An 18,719-nucleotide genomic window follows, 5' to 3' on the forward strand; every position below is an offset into this window, starting at 1 on the left:
AAAACGGCGGTAATTTCAGGTTTATTTGTTCAGGTCTTCGAGCAATTCGCGCAGCCAGCGGACGGGGTGCCGCACGGCCTGGGAGAAGGTCTTGGGGGTGCCCAGGTCGAGGTTCAGGCGCCGGTAGAACTTGGCGGCCATGTCGACGACCAGGTATTCGCGCGATTCGCGCAGCAGCCAGAGCAGGGCTTCCCGGGCCGGCCGGTCGTTCTTGTCGACGGCCAGTTCGCGGCAGGCCTTGACGCAGATCGCCATTTCCAGGGCGGCGTACTGGTCGATCACCTGGTGGGAGAAGAGCCGGTTGGTATGCTGCACGCCCTGGACGATCCGGCCCGCTTCGTCCATGACCTGTAATTTGCGGAGCAGGGCGGCCAGTTCGCCGCGCAGCAGATAAAGATCTTTGTAGCCAAGGGCCAGTTTGTCGGCGGCAAGCTTGGCGGCCACGGCCGCCAGCTTAGCCTGGTCGGCCTTATCGACCGCACCCTGGTGGCGGTTGCCGGCCTTGATCAGTTCGTCTTCGCGCGTGGCCTTCTTCATTGCCGACTGCGCTTTGACCAGCAGGCCGAGCGAATAAAGCCCGAACCCGATATTGGCGATCAGGGCCAGGCTCAGCGGGGTAGCCCAGAGGACCGGGGCGCCGAAGATCGCCAGGCCCAGTCCCGCCGCCGCGGTCGCGGCGCCGCCGGCGGCGACCAGCCCGCGCTTCCAGCCGCGGAAAGCGTTAAACCCTTTGGCGTAGAGCGAAAGACCGAGCGGGATCGCCGCGATGCCGAGCGGCAGCGCCAGCCAGGAGGCCAGGCCGCCAAGGCCGAGCATGACGCCGGTCACGACGGCCGACACGCCGGTCGCCCAGGCGTTGCGGCGGATCAGCGCCTTGTAGTCGTCAGGGATGGCCGCGCCGGAGCCGCTGACCGTTGGAACGAACGTGCCGTACTGGTAGCGGCGGAGGAACTGGTCCATGGCCGCTTTATAGTAGCCGCGGAGCATGGTCAGTTCTTCGGCCGGGTTCTTCCAGAAACCGGTCTTGAAACCGTAACCGAGCGACAGCAGGTGCCGCGTGTAGTTGACCGACGAAGCGACCGTCCGGAAGAGCCAGGCGCCGACGAAATAGGCCAGGTCGACCGGGTACCAGAGGACGTGCCCGAACGAGAGGAGGTAGGTCGGGATGGCCGCCAGCTCCGTCAGCTTGGCGAACGGCATCTTGTACCAGGTCCGTCCGGCGGTGATCTCCGACATTTCCGCCCACTTCATCAGGACCGGTTTTCGGCCGAGGAAGCGGCCCTGGACGATGTCGGTCTTGGCCAGCAGGGCGGAAAGGTTGAACAGGACCTCGGAATAGTCGTAGCGTTTGGTGTTCTGGATGTCATAGCGGCCCCATTCCTTTTCCGCCGACATCAGCGCCACCATTTCTTTGACGACCCACATCTTGATCCCCTTCAGCCAGTAAGCCATCTCCATCTGGGTGTCTTCGGACACGCCCGGGCCCCAGATCTCTTCGGCGAAGTTGGAGAGCTTGCGCAGGTGGTCGCCGTTCGCCTCGAAGACGTCGGCGAATTCCTTGTAGAGCAGCTCCCACGGCATGACGTGGGTCCGGCCGCTCTGGATGCCGCGGAAAGCGCGCACGGCCTTGGCCCGGTTAATGGCAAAATTTTCGCCCCATTTTTCCACGCTCCGGTGCAGGGCGAAGATCATCAGCCCGTAGAAGTACGGGTCGCGCGGATAATTCGAAGACAGATTGTCGCTTTCCCCGAAACGGGTCTGCGGGCCGATCGCCGATTTGATCTGGCCTTCCTGGACCTGGGAGAGATTGGGGTCGATCATCTCCTGCAGCTGCTTGGTCAGCGGTTCGCCGACGGTGAGCGGCACTTCCCGGCCGGCGACGGTCGCGACCGCGTCGACCCCGGACGGGAAGATCTTGACCGTTTCCCCGGCGGCGATCTGCAGGCCGGCCGGCAGGTCGATCTCGTAGCGGTCGACCTTGTGGACGATCAGCCGGAGGTTGCCGTTGAAGTAGTCAAGTTCCGGCCGGAACCGTTCGGTCTCGGTCGTGTAGAACCGGCTCTGGTAGACGTCGCCGGCGCCGGCAACTCTTGCTTCCGGGTTGCCGAACAGCGGCTTCCCGGCGTTGTCGCGGAAAGCGGCGGCCGGCAGGCGGACGGTCCGTTCGGTCGAAGCTTCGACCCCCGGCGTAACGAACTTGACCGTTACTCCGTGCTGGTCGAGGGCGATGTCCTTGATCCAGGCCAGGTCGATGACCTCGGCCTCGATCAGTTTAGCCGCGCTGTCGGTCAGGGTGTAGACGTATTTGGACCGGTCCTCCGACAGGCCGGTGGTGTCGAGCCGGCGTTCGATCACGGTCAGCTTGCCCGCTTTGTCCGACGGGACGATCTCGACCACCGCTTCGATGTGCCGGGCGCGGTCGAGCACTTTGTAATGGCCGAGCTCGACGATCGCCTGGCCGGCCAGTTCCTGGCCGTCGGCGGCGTAGCGGAAGACCATCCCCATCATCCGGTCGTGGCCCTGCAGTTTCAGCTGGTCGATCTTCAGCCCTTCGCGCAGGGTGCGGTCCCAGCCGCGGGCGACCAGGATCGAGGTGCCGCGCGGGATCCGGACGTCGTCGATCCTGATCCGCCGGTTATGCTCCAGCATCGCGACTTTGTAATATTGGGGGCCGCTGCCCGTTTTGTTAATTGGTCCGCTCATTTAAGGTCTCCCCGTCTCCGCGTACAGGTCTTTGTTCATCAGCATCGGCCGGCGGCCGTCCGCCGTGCGGGCGAAGCCGACGCTGCCGTCGGTGTAATAGAACTTGAGCCAGGCCGGGTCGCCGTCGCGCAGCGGCACCGCGGTGAAATTGTTGATCTTCAGCTCCGCCGGGCCGTCGGCCGGCAGGCCGAGCGAACCGAGATACTGCGGCCAGTCGCGGGGCGGCATGGGCATCAGGACGTCGTCTTCTTTCTTGCCGGTCTTGTTGTAGACCAGGGAGAAAGCCACCGGTTTGCCGGCGCGCATTTCCACGACCGCGCCGGTCATGTCTTTCCAGCCCATTGATTCGTTGATGCCGACGTGGGCCGCGGCCCGGTCGATCTGGAACGGCGCGACCCGCTCGATCCCGTCGCTCCCGCGGTAACGCAGTTCGATGTTGGCGTCGATCACGCCGACCCCCTTGCTCAGGTCGAGTTCCTTCAGGGGGAACGGATTGTCGGCCTCGATCGCCCGGTCGCCGACCGGGTAGCGCAGGACCAGGTGGATGAACTTGTCCCGTTTGGCCCGCTTCAGGATGGTCGGCAGCAGGGTGTAAGAATTGACCTGGATGTCGTTCTTGTCCATCATCACGCTGAAATCGAAAGCGGGCGGCGTGAAGACGTACGGTTTAAGGTCGTCATTGGCCAAATGTCCCTGGTAGGGGAACTCGTAGCCGGCCGGCAGGGGCGCGGCGCCGGGGCGGTGGCGCAGGGCCTTGACCGCCGGGTAAGCGTTCTGGTCGCCTTCCGCCACGTAGTAGAAACTGGTGATCGGGACCTGGCGGCCGTTGACGGGCACCACGATCGCCTGGTCCGCCGGAAGCGTAAGCTCGACAAAGCCTTCGTCGCGGCTCGGCCGGTTGTCGACACTGGAGACGAAGCGGGAAGTGGAAAGGTATTTCCGGTTCTTCTTTTGCAGGTCGACCATGACCTCTTCCGCCCGGACCCAGAGGTATTTGGCGCCGGCCAGGGTCCCCGGTTCCGCCGTATAACTGAAGTTCGGGTTCGGCACCTGGGTCCAGTCGCCGCTGATCCAGTCTTCCTGCGGATGGCGGGTCTTGTCTTCTTCCGTTTCGGTGTACCACCCCTTGTAGATCGTCAGGCCGCGCATGATCAGGCCGGCCGCGACGTTCTCCACTTTCCGGACCTTCCGTTCGTCGCCGGCGACCGCTTTGCGGGCGACCGGGATCTTCTTGACCAGGTCGGGATCGTAACAGTGGAGGAGGCGGGTCCACTCCGCGTTGAAATCCTCGGCGGAAATATAGCCCTTGTCCAGCTTGCGCTGGAGCTTGTCGGCCAGCTGGCGGAACTCGTCCCCCCTGATCTCCAGCTGTTCAAAGGCGGCGCGCCGGTACTCGGCGACGTCCTGGAACGGTTCGAACCACCCTTTGTTCTTGGCGGTCAGGGCGTTGAGCGTATCGACCAGCGGGCCGCGGTAGTGGCGGGAGAGGGCGTGGAGATTGGCGATCAGCTGCCGGTATTTGTCGGCAAGCTTCATCGGGCCGGCGATCCCGCCCCGCGCCAGGTCGAAGATCCCGGCCTGGATCCTGGTAACTTCGGCCAGGAACTGTTTCTCCTGCCGGTGGTTGTTCCGGTTCGGCAGGTCCTGTCCGTCCTTTTGCGAGAGGATGTAATCGTACATGCAGATGAAAGAGAGGCCCGGTTTCCGGTTGAGCAAGACGCTGAACAAGAGCCCGTAGGTATGCTCTTTCATCCCGGTGTGCGGGTTAACGGCCAGGATCCGGGCGCTATCGGTCAGTTTTTTCTTCTCGGTCTCGCCGACCAGGTCGCGGCTCGAGGCTTTGAGCGAGGCGATGTAGCCGAGGTTAGTGTTAAGCGAATGGCCGGCGCCGTGCAGTTCGTTCAGGAAGAACGTCGCCAGCGAACCGTAGAAGGTGGCGAAGCCGATCGGGCCGAGCAGCGCGGTCTGCCAGGAGCCGGCGGGCGCCCCCACGGCCAGGCTGATCACGGCGCTGGCGCCGAAACCGATGATCCCGCCCCAGAGCGGGAGGTTGATCTTGGTGTTGTCGAGCTTTTCCGCCTGCTTTTTCTCCGTGTAATAGCCGTCTTGCCAGAACGCGAGCTTTTGCCAGAAGGTCTTATGGACCTCCTTGCCCGGCGCCGCGATGTCGTGGCGGGCGCGCAGCAGGGCGGTGGCGCCGATCACCGCCAGCGGGATGGCCAGCGGGACGATGCCGAGCGTGCCGAGCGAGGCGATGACGTTGCCGCCGATGTAAAAAGCGGCCCCGCCGAGCAGCATCAGGCGGGTGCCGATGTAGTGGAGCTCCGCGGCGGACGAGAGGGCGGCGCTCCGCATCGATTTTTCCATGAAATGCCGGTTGCCGGGGTCCAGCTGTCCGCCGTGGGAGCGGCGCAGCTCGCCGAGTTTTTTGCCGACCCAGGTCTTGATGCCGAGGCCGAGGCCGCCCAGTACCGCCACGCTCCCTTCCAGGCCGAGCGAATCGAAAATGCCGGCGATCCGGAGGTTGTTGTCGTAAACCAGCGAACCAAGGTACAGGCCGTCGATGGCGTAGACGAACGGGGCGATCTTGCGCGAGACGAAGCGGGCGACGCTGCCGACCTTGCCGGCCAGGCCGTGGGTCGGGAAGCTGTCGCCGTACTTGGCGGCCAGGACGCAGAGCGCGGTCGCGGCGCCGAGCCCCAGACCCGCGCTCAGGGTGGGCAGCCCGAAGAACCAGGCGGCGCCGCCGACGCCGAGTACCACCGCCGCCGCTTTCGCGGCTTTGGTACCGGACGAGAAGGCGGCGGACAGGCCTTCCGCCGTGCCGGCGTAATGGCAAATGCTGTAGTAGCCGGAAACGATGCCGCGGCCGAGCTTGGCAACGACGGTCCGGTTCTCGGCGATCAGGGCGGCGGAGTCGAGGCCTTCCACGCCCCAGGCGCCGACGGTCTCGGCGGTGATGTTCGCCTTGAGCATGAACGGCCTCAGCTGGTCGAGCGAAGTTAAATCCTTGGTGAAGCGTTGTTTGATCGTGCCGCTGGCGATCAGTGAATCGAGCAGCAGGTCGTGGCGGTTGGCGGCGCTGGCGCGCAGGCCGGCGACGAGCTGGGAGCGATCGGCGAAACCGAGGTAAGCGCAGCCGCTGGTGACGCGGGGCGTGACTTTTTCCCGGACCAAAGTCCGGAACCTGCCGATTTGACCGATCATGTTGGTTGGGCTCATATCTTCTTCATCCTTCCGTATATATATCGGCAAAAAACGGAAGGAATTTCAGGCAATATCAGGCCTGGAAGAAGCGCTCCACGACCATATCGGCCAGGCGGCTGGAGTTGTTGAACAGGACGTCCCTGATCGGCAGGCCGGTCAAATAATCGATGACCTGGTTGTGGTGGTTGGAGATGCCGGTATCGGCGATCTGCTCCAGCACCCGCTGGAATTTACCAGCGAACAGCTCCGCGATCCGCGCCGGCGCGACCGCTTTGAAGTTCAGGGTCAGGGTGACGATCTCGCCGCCCCGCGCCGACTGCTTGTTCGGCAGGTCGATCACGTCGAAATCGTGCCGCCGGCCGATAAAGATCTTGCCGCCGTCGCGGGCAATGTAAGCCTTGGAATCGGACGCGATGGTCCGTTCCAGCGAATTGGTCTGATAACCGGCGGCCGCTCCCTTCATCGTCGCCGGCAGTGTCCGTAAATAGACGGTATTGTCCGGAGCGATCTCGTATTCGCGGACCAGCGAGCCGGTCACTTCGGCGACCTCGAACAAGGCCTGCAGGTGTTCCCGGGCGGTGACCGAGAGGGCGTTCAGGTAAACGGGGTCGTTGAACAGGGCCAGGGAAAGCGGCTGGTCCGCGCTCCGGGCGTCTTCCGCCAGGCGCGGCAGGGTCGGTTTGAACGGCCGTTCGATGAAGATCGCGCCGCCGGCCGACTGGAGCAAACCGATATATTCGGCGAACTTCACGACCTCGGGATTGTCTTCCATCCGCCGCATCAGAAGAAGCGTCGGCAGGATGTCGACCGGGTCCTTGAGGTTGCTGATCGAGGCGGGCGGGTCGTCCTTGATGAACCGGGTGCGCAGGTAAAGATTGCGGTCGCCCTGCGGGACCTTCGGGTCGATCCGGACCAGCAGCTCTTTCCCCTGCGGTTCGATGGTCGGATGCAGGTCTTCGATCATCCCGCTTTCCATGATCGCGTCGTCGACGGCGTTAGGGTTGAAGAAAGCGTTCCGGTTCAGGTTCAGGTTGGTGATGTCGCGCGGTTTTAAGGCCGGCGCGCGGTTAGACTCGAGCACTGCGTTGGCGACCGCATTGTCCGGCTGGGTGACCGCCGCCAGGAAGCCGCCTTTTTGCGGGTTCTTCTCTTTTTGGCCGACGATCTTCATGAACATCTGGACACCCTGTTCGCGGCCGAGTTTCTCGACGTAAGCCAGGTAGGTGTAGTCGTACGGCTGGACATACTGGCTGGTGTCTTCCACGCTCTCCACCACCAGGGTGGTGACGTTGGCCTGGAAATCCTTGTAGTCGGTAGTGGTGATCCGCTCCTCGCGGTAGCCGCGCGGCGCGCTGTCCGGTATGACCCGGAACCACTGGCCTTCCAGGTTAGATTGGAACGGCAGCAGGCCGTGATTACCCTGCGACATGTTGGCCGCGTCGGGCCGCAACCCCCCGTTCTCGGCGACCTCCCAGGTCGGGTGCTGCGCCTGGTACATGAAGATGACGTTCTCCGGGTTCAGGCCGAAGAAACGGCCTTTAATGAAATTCTCGATGATCACGCCGCCCGATTGCTCGTTGACGATGATCTTGAACTTGAGCGATTGCAGGATCCGCCGGAAGCTTTCGGGGGTCACGCCGAACTTGGTGGAGGCGATCTGATAAATGTCGTGAATCTTGGCGAGGAAGATCCGTTCGCCGATCGTCCAGTCGTGCAGGCCGGCGAATTTGGTCAGGACGGAGGGCAAGCCGCCCTGTTCGGCGAGCTGCTCGCGCAGGGTAACGTAGGTCGGATCGTCACGGAACTGCGGTTCCGCGCTCCGGTCGGCGAATTTTTTCAGGCAGGCCAGCAGGTCGGCGGGGGTCATGGTGAATTTCGGTTTTGGCGATTCCAGGCGGGTGCCCAAACCGGCATAGTGGCCTTCGGAGGCGATCGTCCCGTTGACCAGCGCGGTGTAGACGCCGCCCAGCAATTCGCTGACGTACTTGATGCGCCGCTCCGGCGACAGGCTGGCTTCGCGTTCGATCAGGCCGCCCTTTTTGACGACGAGGAACGATTCGTCCTGCAGCGGCTGGGGATTGAACGGCCGGGGAAACTCCATCAAGCCGGCCTGCTGGCCGGCCAAGGCTTTTTTAATGTCGTCTTTGGACGCGTTCTGGCCCCGCAGTTGCGTGACCTGGTCCTGGAGTTTCCGGGCGAAAATGAAAAGATCGGGCCCGCTCAGGCCCCGGCGGGCGTAAAAGTTCAGGATGCTCCGGCTCATCTCCCGGCGGAAACCCTCGATCGTTCTTGCCATCATTGCCATGCAACTCCCTCCGTAATTGGTTACCCTTGATTATCGTGCCGAATGGCGGGAAATTTCACCAAAAAGCGGCCAGGCGGCCGAGCGGCTGGGCCGGGAGATATTTGATCCGGAGCGGCGGGGGGAGCAAGTCAATATTCCAGCCGCTCTCTTCCTGGGTCCAGCCGGTTTGCTGCGGCAGAAAAAAAGAGAATCTGGTGCCGGCCAGCTGGGAGCCGGTAAAGCGGCGGCCCCAGATCTGGCCGTCCCGTTTTAGCAGAAAGACCCGCTGGCCGCTCGATTCGACAAAGGCCCGGCTCCCGGGGCAGCCGTTCAAGACCTGGTTCAGCGTCAGGAAAATACCGTTGCCTCCTTCGGTGATCCCCAGCAGGAGCCGGCGCGCATACGGTCGGAACGAATAATTGCTCCCCAGGTGGTCCAGGTAACTGCCCAGGCCGGGACCGAGGTCGCGCGCTTCCACCAGATAGTAGTTCGGGAATTTAGCGTAGGTCAGCAGCACGGGAAGCGGGGCAATATGTTCGGCGTTCATGCCGAGATGGTAAGCGCTGTAATGGAGGACCGCTCGCCGTTCGGCCGGCTGTTCCAGGATTTTCAGGGCGTCATAATGCGCCCCTTCACCGGGCCGCGAGAGGACGTCCCAATCGCGGAGGTTATTCGGGTCTTTGACGTCGCAGTAGTTCAGCTGCCAGACCGTGTTGAGGTGGGTCAGGGCTTTACCGGCCGCCCGGTTGTTCCGCAACAGGGCATCCTGCATCCGGTGGATCAGGTGAAAACGGACGGCGCTGCGCGCCTTATTGTGCAAATTGCCGATCACGGGTGGTTATCGGGCGTTCAGCCGCGGAATTTCATTCGGGGATGTGTTAAAATAGGCGGCGAGGGAGAGTGATCTTTATGATGAAGCGTTCGGCTTTGGTTTTACTCGGTTTAATGGTCTTGGCGTTCGCGGCCGCAGCCGTGCCGCAATATGTTAATTATCAAGGATTACTGCGCGACAGCGGCGGCCTGCTGATCAACGGGAACAAGGCGATGGTCTTCAAGCTTTACGACGCCGAAACCGCGGGCAATCTGCTTTGGACGATGACCTCGGCCGAGGTCAAAGTTTCCGGCGGCATCTATTTTGTCCAGCTTGGCCCGTTGACCGCCAGCGAGCTTGGCGCCGGGCGGCGCTGGCTGGAGCTCGCGGTGGGGGGCGAAACGCTCTCCCCACGGATGGAGATTTTAAGTGTTGCTTACGCGGTGACGGCGGATAACGCGGCCACGGCCGGCACGGCGAACTACGCGGCGCTGTCGGGGAGCGCGTCGACCGCCGCTTACGCGACGACCACCGGCAACGTCGATTATTCGACGCTCTCGGGGAGCGCGTCGACCGCTGCTTACGCGACGACCACCGGCAACGTCGATTATTCGACGCTCTCAGGGAGCGCGTCGACCGCCGCTTACGCGACGACCACCGGTAATGTCGATTACGCTGCGCTGTCGGGGACAGCCACGAATGCCGGTTATGCCATTTTGACGGGGACAGCCACTAATGCCGGTATGGTCGACAACTTTAGCGCCAGCAGTACCGAGGCGATTGCCGGTCAGCTTCTCGCTCTTGACGGGAGTAAACGGTTAAAAGGGCTGGCGGTGTCGGCGGAAGCGAGCGGCACGAACAATGCTCTCTACATTCTTGCCGGCAAGATCGGAGTGCAAGCCGGCGCGAACATGTCGGCGGGCAATAACACCGTTCCGTCGGGGACCGCCGGGATAACCGTGACCAATAACAAGGTGACCGCCTCCAGTATTATTCTGTTAATGGTCGGCGAATCGGACGAAAATACCGATGAGGCATTAAAGGTGTCGCAGATCAATGATGGAGTTTCTTTCGTCGTTAAAACCGTTGATGGCACTGCTGGGGCGTCGATCCCGTTCCGTTACCTGATCATTAATTAGATATTAGCGGCTATTCGCAGGTTTCGTAATTGATCGTCACGTCCTGCAGCTGAGGCGTGAGCTGGTCGATCGAGGTTTGCAGGGTGACGATGTAGCGCAAATAGCGGCCCACCACGCTCGACGGTATCAGTTCTCCCAGATTATTCGTCAAGCCCGACTGGCAAACTGCTCCCGCCATTCCCGGGTCGTCGGCGGCGCAGATCTCCAGCGAGATCGCCGTGCCGCTCGGGATCAATTGCGACCAGCTGATAATGGCGCCGCTGCCGATGTTGTTGGCGGCGCTGCCGGTATCGACGATCTCCGAAGTGTAGGTCCCGCTGGGGACATAGGGGAGAACGTCGCCCCCATTGTAATAACAGAGGTAGTCCCAGAAAGCATGACTGTCGTAGGTGCCGGCCGGGTCGTGGAACCGGAGGTTGCTGGTGCCGATGTTGGAAGCGGCCGTGCCGCTGATCCGGACCGTGCCGTCGACCGAGATCGCGTATTCGCCGTCCCGCTCTGTGACCAGGTATTCGTAATAGCTCAGCCGGGGATCCATCATGTATAAATGGCCCACCACGTTGTTGTCGGCGATCCGGTCGTTCTGGAAGCGGAAATCGATGTTAAAATTATCGTCCTGGATCTGGACCGAACAGGCGCTGCCGCCCTGGCTGTTCACCAGCTGGATCCTGGCCCGCACCATCCAGCCGGTCGTGCTGTTGAAAAGCGGATCGAGCGAGTAGTTGGCCGGCTGGTTCAGGTCTTCGCTGTTCAGCTCCAGGATCCCGCCGCTGGTCACTTTAGTCGTCCAGCCGATCGAAGCGGTCTCCGTCCACCCGGCGGTTTCCGGCAGGACGCTGCCGTCGTAGCAGACCCAGGCGGACTGGTCGGGGACCAGTGAGACCGAGCCGCTGCTGACGATCGCGTTGGAGTCGGCCGCCCCGGCGGTGAAAGTCGTGTCGGAATATAAGTGCGGCGTGCAGGCTGGCCCGGTGTCCGTGTCGGTATCGGTGTCGGTATCGGTGCCGCCATCTTCGTCGGTATCCGTATCGGTATCGGTCCCGCCGTCGATGTCGGTATCGGTATCCGTGTCGGAATCGGTGTCGACGTCGGTATCGGTATCCGTGTCGGTATCGGTCCCGCCGTCGATGTCGGTATCGGTATCCGTGTCGGAATCGGTGTCGACGTCGGTATCGGTATCCGTGTCGGTATCGGTGTCGACGTCGGTATCCGTGTCGGTGTCGGAATCGGCGTCAATGTCCGTGTCGCTGTCGGCGTCGACGTCGGGCCCGGCGTCTTGCCCGCCCGATAACGCCTCGCCGATAAAACCGCAGCCGGCGGCGGAAGGGGTAGGGGTAGAGAAGATCGAGCCGATATAATCGACTGCGTCCTCAAACCACGAACTCTCGGTCGGCGCGGCGGAGCACTGCGCCTTGACCTGTATTAAGGGGCGAGGGGCCCCGACCGGGCTAATGCTTGTCATCGTTTCTATATCGCCCCCTGGTTTTGAGAATTTCAGTTAATATGCTAAAATTGGCCATGGCCAAAGATAAACATCTCTTTTCCGGTTTCGGTAAACCGGGAGAAAAAGCGGAAGAACGGGCCGAATCGTATTATCTCTCCGGCAAAGGGACCGACCTGGGCTGCGTCCTGGAGGTCCGCGAAGAGATCGCCAACCCGACCCTGCTCGAGTTCGAGGTCAAAGGGACGATCGAAAAGGAGCAGCACTGGACCCGGCTGCGCGTCGAGATCTGGGACAAAGGGAAGCCGGAGCAGCCGGCCACCTCGTTCGAAGAGGATTACCTGACCAAGGACATTTCCGCCGCCGTCTTCAAGAAGTTCTCCTTCCCGATCCTGGGGATCGTCAAAAAGCCGACCAAGGTCCAGATGATGGTCGTCGGCCCTTCGGAGACCGACCTCGAGATCCGCAATGTCCACCTTCGCTAGAATATGCGTTATTGCCCTGATCATTCCCCTGGTCGGTTGCAGCAGCTCTCCGGTGAATAACGCGACCACGACGACAACGGTCCCGCCCCAAACCTGCGCCATCGGCGCGTTCGTCAACGGCCTGGATAACCTGGCCGATTTTCAGGCCAAGATCGACCGGCAACTGGCCGTCGTCCTCTGGTACGTCCACTGGCAGGAGCCGTTCCCGCAAAGCGAAGCCGACCAGGTCGCCAACAACGGAAGCGTGCCGCTGATCACCTGGGAGCCGTGGATCACCGATCCGGCCGGCACGCTCGAAGCGATCGCGGCGGGGAGTTACGAAAGCTATGTCCGCGCTTTTTTCCAGGCGGCGAAAGAGTGGGGCAAGCCGGTCCTGCTCCGTTTTGCCCACGAAATGAACGGTAACTGGTATCCCTGGGACGGCGCGCACAACGGCGAAAGCGCGGGGCCCGACAGTTATAAAAAAGCTTGGACCTATATATATAATGTAAAGCAAGCGGTCGGCGCCGCCAACGTCGCGCTGGTCTGGTGCCCGAACAACTACAGTTTGCCTGACGCCGACTGGAACGAGCTCGAACGGTATTACCCGGGAGACGCCTGCGTCGATTGGATCGGGATGGACGGCTATAACTGGGGATACGATAAGTGGCAGTCGTTCGACCTGATCTTTGCCGACGCTTACGCCGCGCTGGCGGCGCTGACCGCCAAGCCGCTGATGATCGGCGAATTCGCCTCGGCCGAGAACGGGGGGAGCAAAGAGGCCTGGATCGCCGACGCGTTCGCCCGGATCGGCGCGGATTACCCCCGGATCAAGCTTTTTTGCTGGTTCAACATCAACAAGGAGCGCGATTGGCGGATAGAGTCGTCCGCCGGCGCGCTGGCGGCGTTCAAAAAAGCCTTGCAAAACGAGCATTTTTCCAGTAAAATGTAACTGGTTTTTGCCGCGCGTAGCTCACCGCTAAGCGTTATAAGTCCCAGTGAGGTCTTGAGAAGGGATACTTCCGTTTGAAGAGGCCAAACAACAAGCAGAAAAAAGGACTGTGGCACCGGGTAAAGCAAAGTCGCATTGCTTACTACTTCATTGCGCCTACCGCTCTGGCCATGCTGTTCCTCCACGTCGTGCCGATCGCCCAGGGCATCTACATGTCGTTCCTCAACCTGAACCAAATGACGCTGCAAAGCTACCTGCTTGCCCCCTTCGTCTGGTTCGATAATTATTACAAGGTCCTGATCGACCCGACCAGCCCGATCCGGATCGGATTATTTGAGGCGGTCCGCAACACGGTCATTTACACGGTGGTGGTGACCATCGGCACCCTCGGCGTCGGCATGGTCGTCGCCCTGATGCTGCACCGGAAGTTCTGGGGCCGCTCGCTGGTCCGCACCCTCTTCCTTTTCCCCTGGATCGTGCCGACCTACGTTACCGGCCTGCTCTGGGGGATCATGTGGTTGAAAGAGGGCGGGCTGGTCAACGTCATGCTAGTCGACTGGCTCCACCTGCTGCCGTTCAAACCGTCCTGGCTGACCGGCGGGAACACGATGTGGGCGATCATTATCCCGACGATCTGGCGCTTCTGGCCGCTCTCCATGCTGATGCTCCTGGCCGGCCTGCAAACGATCCCCGACGAGCTGTACGAAGCGGCCGATATCGACGGGGCGGGGCCGTGGACCAAGTTCTGGCGGATCACCTGGCCGATGCTCCGGCCGGTCTGGTTCATCCTGATCCTGTTCGGCCTGATCTACAACACCTATTCGTTCAACATCGTCATCATGATGTTCGGCTTCGGCGCCGGCTTCCCCGGCGAATGGGGCGACCTGATGATGACCAACATCTTCCGCAACTCCTTCCAGCTCTGGAATTTCGGCACCGGCGCGGCCGCTTCGGTCCTCCTGCTCTGCGTGATGATCGCTATCGTCAACGTCTGGTTCCGCTACTTTAAGCGGGCGGAGGAGATGAACTGATGGCCCTGCCGTATTACGCGAAAAAACGGCTTACCGATATCGGCATCAGCATCATCATGCTGATGTTCCTGGCCCTGACCCTGCTGCCGGTCGGCTGGATGGTCTTTTCTTCGCTCAAGAGCTCGTCCGACATCGCCATCGGCCGGGTCGGCCTCTCCCGCAACGTGCAGGGGCAGGTCGAGGTCCACTGGGACAATTACGTTGACATGTGGAAGAACGTCAACTTCGGCCTTTACCTCAAGAACTCGCTGATCATCTGCGGCTCGACGATGGTCCTGGCGATGATCTTTTCCACCCTGGCCGCGTACGCCCTGTCGCGCTTCAAGTTCCCGGGCGCGGACTTCTTTTCCAACACGATCCTGGCGACCCAGATGATCCCGGCGATCATGTACCTGATCCCGCTCTACATCATGTTCGTGAAATTGACCGTCATGACCGGCATCCCGATCAAGGGGACCTACTGGGGGCTGATCCTGATCTATTCCGCCTTCTTTGTCCCGTTCTCGATCTGGATCCTGCGCGGTTTCTTCGCTTCGATCCCCAAAGAGCTGGAAGAGGCGGCCCGGATCGACGGCTGTTCGCCCCTCCAGGTCTTCCGGCACGTGGCCCTGCCGCTGGCGATGCCCGGCATTATCGCCACCGGGATCTATATTTTTCTCCAGGCCTGGGACGAGCTGATGTTCGCCTGGGTGCTGACCAACGGCGACACGATGACGATCCCGGTCGGCATCCGCCTGTTCGTCGGCAATTACCAGAACCGCTTCGACCTGATGATGGCGGCGGCCACCGTTGCCACCATCCCGGTCGTCGTGTTATTCTTTATGCTGCAAAAGCACATCGTGCGCGGCCTGACGGCCGGCGCCGTCAAGGGATAGGGAGGGAAAAATGAAACTACGAAAGAGCGCGATCGTTGGTGGTTTGATCTTAACCCTGGCCGCCGGCGCGGCCGTGGCGATGTCGGCCCAGGCGGGCGCCGCGCCCAAACAGACGGTATTCGTCGGCATTTTCCGCGAAGGGGCGCCCCGCAACCTGAACTATATCAAGCAATTCGAGTCCCAGACCGGCAAAAAACCGGCCATGGTGATGTGGTACCAGGATTGGGCGCAGGAATTCCCCCAGGCCGACGCGCAGAGCGTGATCGACTACGGCGTGGTGCCGCACATCGTCTGGGAGCCGTGGTACTGGGGCGACAAGGAGAAGATCAAGCTCAAGGACATCATCAGCGGCAAGTGGGACAACTACATCCGGGGCTGGGCGCGGTCGATCAGGGACTGGGGACACCCGATCTTCCTGCGGCCGGCGCACGAGTTCAATATCGACGGATATCCGTGGGGGGTCTTGAACAACGACAAGGACCCGGGTATCTATGTCAAAGCTTTCCGGCATATCGTCGACGTTTTCCGGAACGAGAAAGCGACGAACGTCAAATGGGTCTGGGCGCCGATGAACTATTCGTTCCCCGACGAATTGTGGAACGACTGGGAGAAAGCGTACCCGGGCAACGATTACGTCGACTGGGTCGGTTTCGACGGCTACAACTGGGGCACGACCCAGAGCTGGAGCGACTGGCAGGCGTTCAAATACCTGTTCCGCGACCAGGTCCGCAAAGCCCGCAAGCTTTGGCCGAAAAAGCCGATCATGGTCGCCGAGTTCGCGGCGGCGGAAAAGGGCGGCGACAAGGCGACCTGGATCAAGGAGCTGCCCAGCTACCTCAAAACGAGCATGCGCGACATCGACGCGATCATCTGGTTCGACCATAAGAAAGAGACCGATTGGCGGATCGCCTCCTCGGAGCGGTCGCTGGCGGCGTTCAAGGCGATCATGAAGGACCCGCTCTTTACCGGCAACGGCGCGCAAATGGCCGCGTTCACCGTGCCGCAGGAGCGCGAGATCAAGAAAACGGCCGTGGCGGTCAAAGCCTGCGGCCCGGTCAAGATCGACGGCAAGCTGAACGAATGGCAGGCGGCCGTGCCGATCGTCATGGAAGACCCCTCCTACTTTAAGGAAGGATTGAACTGGGCCGGCCTGGCCGACCTGTCGGGGAAGGTCTACTTGATGTGGGACGATAAATATCTCTACCTGGCGGCCCAGGTGACCGACAAGCTCCCGCTGGTCAACAAGCAGGAGCGCCAGGAGATCTGGAACGGCGACGCCATTGAAATGGTGCTGAGCGTCGACCCGGGCGCCGATCCCCGGCGCGAATCGTTCGAGCGCGGCGACAACCAGATCGGTTTCGGCACCGGCAACGGCAAGGCGAACAAGCCGACGATCTGGAGCTGGCAAAGAAGAAGAAGCCCGACGGGCAGTGAAATCGCGGTGAAAAAGGTCGATAAACCGTTAGGGCAGGTGATCGAGGCCAAGATCCCCTGGGAGTTCTTCGGCACGTTCGTGCCGCAGGGCGGGACCAAGGTTGGCTTTGACGTTGCATTAGACGACGCGGATCAGTCCGGTGAACGGGAAAAGCAGTTCATCTGGAACGGCGATTACTACTTCTATAAAGATCCCAGCGGCTGGGGTATTCTGGAATTTAAATAGGAGGATCGGAAAAAATGAATAAATTGATCGCAGCGGTCTGTTTGACGATGGTCTCTTGTTCCCTGGCGGCCGCCATGGGCGGCCCGGCCCCGCAAAAACCGGAAGCGGCGAAGGGCGCCGTGCCGGTGGCGCTGGCCGAAAAAGTGTTCCTGATCGATGATTTTGAGTCGGGGAGCATCAAGCAGCCCCGCGAATGGTGGACATTTGAACTGGCCAAGGTCGAACCGACCTTTAACCGGGACCTGACCGCGGGCGACGAAAAGATCGCCGGGCTGGTCGGCAAATATTCCCTGCTCCTGTCCGGCACCGCCAAGAACTGGTACGGCGGCGGCTGCGGCACCTACATCGCTAAGGAAGGGCTGGACCTCGCCCGCTACTCTTATTTCCAGGCCGACATTTACGGCACCGGCCCGGCCTCCGGCTCGCTCAAAGTTGAACTGGTCGACGACGACAACAACAACTGGCAGGCGGAGCAGGACCCGGCCAAGAACTACGCGCTGACCAAGGACGACAAATACACCTACGAGATCAAGGTGGACTGGACCGGCTGGAAACGGGTCAGCATCCCGCTGGCCGATTTTACCGACGAGAACCCGATGGTGGGCGACGACATCTGGAACCCGCAGCAGCTCAACGGCTCCGGCGGCCTGCTCCAGCTGCAGTTCATCTGCCTGGGGAGCTCCGACAAGGGTAAGATCAACTTTAACGCCGACAATATCGCCCTGACCATCGAGTAATGGCACGCTGGTTGCTGGGCGGCGTGGTCTTACTGCTCCTTTGCGGCGCGGCCGCGGCGGAGACCAAGCCGTTCGCCGAACTGTGGAACAACGTCGCTTATTACGGCACCAATATCGAGCGGCAGGGCTTTTCCTCCGTCCTCGGCCGCTTCGAAGGCAAGCTCGGGCTGACGCTGTTCGATTCCCCGCTGCAGCTCTACGGCGCTTACTACTGCATGGCGTCGCAAAGCCCCGACTATTGGGACAACTCGGTCTTCTACGGCCCGGGCGTCCGGGTCAAACCGTTCGCCGGGCTGCAGTTGTCCGGCTGGGCGATCGAGTGGCTGCCCGACCTTAAAGTGTTCGCCGAATCCCTCTCGGCCGGCTATCTGAAGAACGTCGCCTCGGGGGAAGCGAACCGCCAGACCGACCTGCGCTACGGATTCGACCTCTGGCACGAATGGAACCTGGATAAGCCCGATTACAACCAGTTCTGGGGCGAACTGTGGAGCAATTTTTCTTACCGCTCCACCAATTTCAGCTGGACCGACTTCAACGGGTCTGTCTTCTATTTTCAACCGAAACTCGGGCGGCACCTGGGGCACGGGATGGAGGCTTATCTCAAGGCGGACGTGACGATGTCGAGCCAGGACGATTACTGGCTGAACGTCGCCGACTATGGCGTCGGTTTGCGCTTCGAGCCGTGGCGGAGCGCCTATAAGACCGATGAGGATTCCCTGCTGAAAAAGTTCAAGATGTTCGCCGAAGTGCTCGGCGTCTCGTACCTGAAAGACAAACCGGCCGATCCGCAGAAAACGGTTGCGTCGGATGTCCGCTTTGGTATAGACTTCTCCTACGGTCGCTAAAACGATGTTTTTGGTCGTTGGGCTCGGTAATCCAGGGGCGGAGTACGCTGACACCCGGCATAACTTAGGTTTCCGGGCCGTGGATGAATTGGCCGTCCGCCTCGGGCTCAGGAGCTTCAAGGAAAAACATCAGGCGCTGCTGGCCGAAACTGAGCTGGCCGGGCATAAACTGCTGCTGGTCAAACCCCAAACCTTCATGAACAATTCCGGCCTGGTCGTGCGGGCGGTCGCCGCCTGGCACAAGATCGAGCCGGCCAAAGTGATCGCCGTTTACGACGACGTTGACCTGGCGGTCGGCCAGCTTCGGCTCCGGGAAAAGGGGTCGGCCGGCGGCCACCACGGAGTGGAGTCGCTGATCGCCCAGCTGGGGACGGCCGAATTCCCCCGGGTCCGGATCGGCATCGGCCGGGAAGACCTGGCCGGCGACGTGAGCGCTTACGTCCTGCAAAGGATCCCGCCGGCCGAGCGCGAGCCGCTGGCGGCGGCGGTCACGGCCGCCGCGGAGGCGATCGAGGCTATTTTAGCCCACGGCCTGGCCGCGGCGATGAACCAGTACAACGCTTAGGCCAG

At 61.5% G+C, this 18,719-nt stretch carries 14 protein-coding genes; 9 read left to right on the forward strand and 5 right to left on the reverse strand.

The features are described from left to right. Positions 1-21: 21 nt before the first annotated feature. The 4 genes from WC529_04090 to WC529_04105 all read right to left on the reverse strand — a co-directional run bounded on the left by WC529_04090 (position 22) and on the right by WC529_04105 (position 9,026). A complete protein-coding gene (locus tag WC529_04090) occupies positions 22-2,703 on the reverse strand; it encodes a hypothetical protein (GenBank protein ID MFA5113462.1) in 2,682 nt (893 codons plus the stop codon). Then, a complete protein-coding gene (locus WC529_04095; protein ID MFA5113463.1) occupies positions 2,704-5,910 on the reverse strand; it encodes a hypothetical protein in 3,207 nt (1,068 codons plus the stop codon). Positions 5,911-5,983: 73 nt separating this feature from the next. Next, entirely contained in the window at positions 5,984-8,206 is a 2,223-nt protein-coding gene (locus WC529_04100; GenBank protein MFA5113464.1) for a hypothetical protein, read from the reverse strand. Positions 8,207-8,270: 64 nt separating this feature from the next. Next, positions 8,271-9,026 carry a hypothetical protein gene (locus WC529_04105; protein ID MFA5113465.1) on the reverse strand — a complete coding sequence of 252 codons (756 nt, stop codon included), beginning with the start codon at positions 9,024-9,026 and terminating at the stop codon, positions 8,271-8,273. A 77-nt stretch (positions 9,027-9,103) separates the two neighbouring features. Here WC529_04105 and WC529_04110 point away from each other — a divergent pair, with 77 nt between their 5' ends. Then, positions 9,104-10,144 (forward strand): hypothetical protein, encoded by a 1,041-nt coding sequence (locus WC529_04110; GenBank protein MFA5113466.1) that lies wholly within the window; start codon positions 9,104-9,106, stop codon positions 10,142-10,144. A gap of 10 nt (positions 10,145-10,154) precedes the next feature. Here the strand turns inward: WC529_04110 and WC529_04115 are convergent, their stop codons facing one another. Then, positions 10,155-11,606, reverse strand: coding sequence for a hypothetical protein (locus WC529_04115; protein MFA5113467.1), 1,452 nt, complete (start codon positions 11,604-11,606; stop codon positions 10,155-10,157). A gap of 56 nt (positions 11,607-11,662) precedes the next feature. On the opposite strand from WC529_04115, the gene WC529_04120 reads away from it, so the two are divergent. The 8 genes from WC529_04120 (at position 11,663) to pth (ending at position 18,714) form a co-directional block, all read left to right on the forward strand. After that, a complete protein-coding gene (locus WC529_04120) occupies positions 11,663-12,070 on the forward strand; it encodes a hypothetical protein (protein ID MFA5113468.1) in 408 nt (135 codons plus the stop codon). Beyond that, a complete protein-coding gene (locus WC529_04125) occupies positions 12,054-13,001 on the forward strand; it encodes a glycosyl hydrolase (protein ID MFA5113469.1) in 948 nt (315 codons plus the stop codon). The genes WC529_04120 and WC529_04125 overlap by 17 nt, the downstream gene beginning before the upstream one ends. A gap of 74 nt (positions 13,002-13,075) precedes the next feature. Continuing rightward, positions 13,076-14,032, forward strand: coding sequence for a sugar ABC transporter permease (locus WC529_04130; protein ID MFA5113470.1), 957 nt, complete (start codon positions 13,076-13,078; stop codon positions 14,030-14,032). Next, complete coding sequence (locus tag WC529_04135) at positions 14,032-14,907, forward strand: carbohydrate ABC transporter permease (GenBank protein MFA5113471.1); 876 nt, start codon at positions 14,032-14,034, stop codon at positions 14,905-14,907. The genes WC529_04130 and WC529_04135 overlap by 1 nt, the downstream gene beginning before the upstream one ends. Before the next feature lie 10 nt (positions 14,908-14,917). Continuing rightward, a complete protein-coding gene (locus WC529_04140) occupies positions 14,918-16,567 on the forward strand; it encodes a sugar-binding protein (protein MFA5113472.1) in 1,650 nt (549 codons plus the stop codon). A 14-nt stretch (positions 16,568-16,581) separates the two neighbouring features. Continuing rightward, positions 16,582-17,304 (forward strand): hypothetical protein, encoded by a 723-nt coding sequence (locus tag WC529_04145; protein MFA5113473.1) that lies wholly within the window; start codon positions 16,582-16,584, stop codon positions 17,302-17,304. Further along, positions 17,304-18,149, forward strand: a complete 846-nt coding sequence (locus tag WC529_04150) for a hypothetical protein (protein MFA5113474.1) — start codon at positions 17,304-17,306, stop codon at positions 18,147-18,149. Before WC529_04145 ends, WC529_04150 begins: the two co-directional genes overlap by 1 nt. Positions 18,150-18,153: 4 nt before the next feature. Then, a complete protein-coding gene (gene pth, locus WC529_04155) occupies positions 18,154-18,714 on the forward strand; it encodes an aminoacyl-tRNA hydrolase (protein MFA5113475.1) in 561 nt (186 codons plus the stop codon). Positions 18,715-18,719 lie beyond the last annotated feature (5 nt).

The sequence above is a fragment of the Candidatus Margulisiibacteriota bacterium genome (assembly GCA_041650855.1).
Lineage (GTDB): Bacteria > Margulisbacteria > WOR-1 > O2-12-FULL-45-9 > XYB2-FULL-48-7 > JALOPZ01.

Bases quoted from the DNA above. Each gene is read 5' to 3' on its own strand.
- WC529_04090 (MFA5113462.1), bottom strand. From the start codon at position 2,703: ATGAGCGGACCAATTAACAAAACGGGCAGCGGCCCCCAATATTACAAA.
- WC529_04095 (MFA5113463.1), bottom strand. From the start codon at position 5,910: ATGATCGGTCAAATCGGCAGGTTCCGGACTTTGGTCCGGGAAAAAGTC.
- WC529_04100 (MFA5113464.1), bottom strand. From the start codon at position 8,206: ATGGCAAGAACGATCGAGGGTTTCCGCCGGGAGATGAGCCGGAGCATC.
- WC529_04110 (MFA5113466.1), top strand. From the start codon at position 9,104: ATGATGAAGCGTTCGGCTTTGGTTTTACTCGGTTTAATGGTCTTGGCG.
- WC529_04115 (MFA5113467.1), bottom strand. From the start codon at position 11,606: ATGACAAGCATTAGCCCGGTCGGGGCCCCTCGCCCCTTAATACAGGTC.
- WC529_04120 (MFA5113468.1), top strand. From the start codon at position 11,663: ATGGCCAAAGATAAACATCTCTTTTCCGGTTTCGGTAAACCGGGAGAA.
- WC529_04125 (MFA5113469.1), top strand. From the start codon at position 12,054: ATGTCCACCTTCGCTAGAATATGCGTTATTGCCCTGATCATTCCCCTG.
- WC529_04135 (MFA5113471.1), top strand. From the start codon at position 14,032: ATGGCCCTGCCGTATTACGCGAAAAAACGGCTTACCGATATCGGCATC.
- WC529_04140 (MFA5113472.1), top strand. From the start codon at position 14,918: ATGAAACTACGAAAGAGCGCGATCGTTGGTGGTTTGATCTTAACCCTG.
- WC529_04145 (MFA5113473.1), top strand. From the start codon at position 16,582: ATGAATAAATTGATCGCAGCGGTCTGTTTGACGATGGTCTCTTGTTCC.
- WC529_04150 (MFA5113474.1), top strand. From the start codon at position 17,304: ATGGCACGCTGGTTGCTGGGCGGCGTGGTCTTACTGCTCCTTTGCGGC.
- pth (MFA5113475.1), top strand. From the start codon at position 18,154: ATGTTTTTGGTCGTTGGGCTCGGTAATCCAGGGGCGGAGTACGCTGAC.